The 2,500-nt window shown below is 53.6% G+C and carries 1 rRNA gene (cut by both window edges); it reads right to left on the bottom strand.

What is annotated here, in order from left to right:
* Positions 1-2,500 (bottom strand): 23S ribosomal RNA (locus HGP13_RS08265) (it extends past both window edges: 62 nt to the left, 293 nt to the right).

The following is a 2,500-nucleotide window of genomic DNA, read 5'->3' as shown; positions in this document are numbered from 1 at the left end:
CGGCCTATCAACGTGGTCGTCTTCCACGGTTCTCAGGGAATACTCGTTTTAAGGTGGGTTTCCCGCTTAGATGCCTTCAGCGGTTATCCCGTCCGGATATAGCTACCCTGCTATGCGGCTGGCGCCACAACAGGTCCACCAGAGATCCGTCCATCCCGGTCCTCTCGTACTAGGGACAGATCCTTTCAATATTCCTACACCCACGGCAGATAGGGACCGAACTGTCTCACGACGTTCTGAACCCAACTCACGTACCGCTTTAAATGGCGAACAGCCATACCCTTGGGACCTGCTCCAGCCCCAGGATGCGATGAGTCGACATCGAGGTGCCAAACAACCCCGTCGATATGGACTCTTGGGGGTCATCAGCCTGTTATCCCCGGCGTACCTTTTATCCGTTGAGCGATGGCCCTTCCACGCGGGACCACCGGATCACTATGACCGACTTTCGTCTCTGCTCGACTTGTCAGTCTCGCAGTCAGGCAGGCTTATGCCATTGCACTCAGCGAACGATTTCCGACCGTTCTGAGCCCACCATCGCGCGCCTCCGTTACTCTTTAGGAGGCGACCGCCCCAGTCAAACTACCCACCATACATTGTCCCGGACCCGGATAACGGGCCGCGGTTAGACATCCATAGTAATAAGGGTGGTATTTCAAGGGTGGCTCCACCTGAGCTGGCGCCCAGGTTTCAAAGCCTACCACCTATCCTACACATGCCACTACGAATGCCAATGTAAAGCTATAGTAAAGGTGCACGGGGTCTTTCCGTCTAACCGCAGGAACCCCGCATCTTCACGGGGAATTCAATTTCACTGAGTCTATGCTGGAGACAGCGGGGAAGTCGTTACGCCATTCGTGCAGGTCGGAACTTACCCGACAAGGAATTTCGCTACCTTAGGACCGTTATAGTTACGGCCGCCGTTTACTGGGGCTTCGATTCAGAGCTTGCACCCCTCCTCTTAACCTTCCAGCACCGGGCAGGCGTCAGACCCTATACGTCGTCTTGCGACTTCGCAGAGCCCTGTGTTTTTGATAAACAGTCGCTACCCCCTGGTCTGTGCCACCCTCCTCTACTTGCGTAGAAAAGGGTCACGCTTCTTCCGAAGTTACGCGTGCAATTTGCCGAGTTCCTTCAGCATAGTTCTCTCAAGCGCCTTGGTATACTCTACCAGACCACCAGTGTCGGTTTCGGGTACGGTTTATAAGGAGGAGCTATTTCCTGGAACCACGCAGCAGCCCGTTCAATCCGATAAGATTGGACTACCTCAATGATCCGTCACTACCTCCAAGCCCACGAATATTAACGTGGTTCCCATCGACTACGCGTTTCCGCCTCGTCTTAGGGGCCGGCTAACCCTGCTCAGATTAGCTTTAAGCAGGAACCCTTGGTCTTTCGGCGGGGGAGTCTCTCACTCCCCTTACGTTACTCATGTCAGCATTCGCACTTCTGATACCTCCACCACCCCTCACGGGTATGGCTTCATCAGCTTACAGAACGCTCCGCTACCGCTCGTATTGCTACGAACCCTAAGCTTCGGTGTATGGCTTTAGCCCCGTTACATTTTCGGCGCAAAGACCCTTATTTAGACCAGTGAGCTGTTACGCTTTCTTTAAATGATGGCTGCTTCTAAGCCAACATCCTGGTTGTTTTGGGATCCTCACATCCTTTCCCACTTAGCCATAACTTGGGGACCTTAGCTGTAGGTCAGGGTTGTTTCCCTTTTCACGACGGACGTTAGCACCCGCCGTGTGTCTGCCGACTAGTACTCCCAGGTATTCGGAGTTTGGTTAGGTTTGGTAATCCGGTGAGGACCCCTAGCCCATCCAGTGCTCTACCCCCTGGGGTATTCGGTCGACGCTCTACCTAAATAGATTTCGCGGAGAACCAGCTATTTCCGAGTTTGATTGGCCTTTCACCCCTAGCCACAAGTCATCCCGAACTATTGCAACAGTTATGGGTTCGGTCCTCCAGTAAGTGTTACCTTACCTTCAACCTGCTCATGGCTAGATCACTCGGTTTCGGGTCTAATGCGACGAACTGAACGCCCTATTCAGACTCGCTTTCGCTGCGCCTACACCTAGCGGTTTAAGCTTGCTCGTCACACTAAGTCGCTGACCCATTATACAAAAGGTACGTGGTCACCCTTGCGGGCTCCCACTGTTTGTAGGCAATCGGTTTCAGGTACTCTTTCACTCCCCTTGTCGGGGTGCTTTTCACCTTTCCCTCACGGTACTAGTTCGCTATCGGTCATGCACGAGTACTTAGGCTTGGAGGGTGGTCCCCCCAATTTCAGACAGGATTTCACGTGTCCCGCCTTACTCGAGGACGATTGATTGCATTACGCGTACGGGGCTGTCACCCACTATGGCCCTACTTTCCAGAAGGTTCCGCTTGTCTCTCAATCGCCACTGGCCTGGTCCGGGTTCGCTCGCCACTACTTCCGGAGTCTCGGTTGATGTCCTTTCCTACGGGTACTTAGATGTTTCAGTTCCCCGCG

Origin of the sequence: Mesorhizobium sp. NZP2077 (assembly GCF_013170805.1) — a bacterium.
Taxonomy (GTDB): Bacteria; Pseudomonadota; Alphaproteobacteria; order Rhizobiales; family Rhizobiaceae; genus Mesorhizobium.
This window is presented reverse-complemented; position numbering and strand designations above follow the sequence as displayed.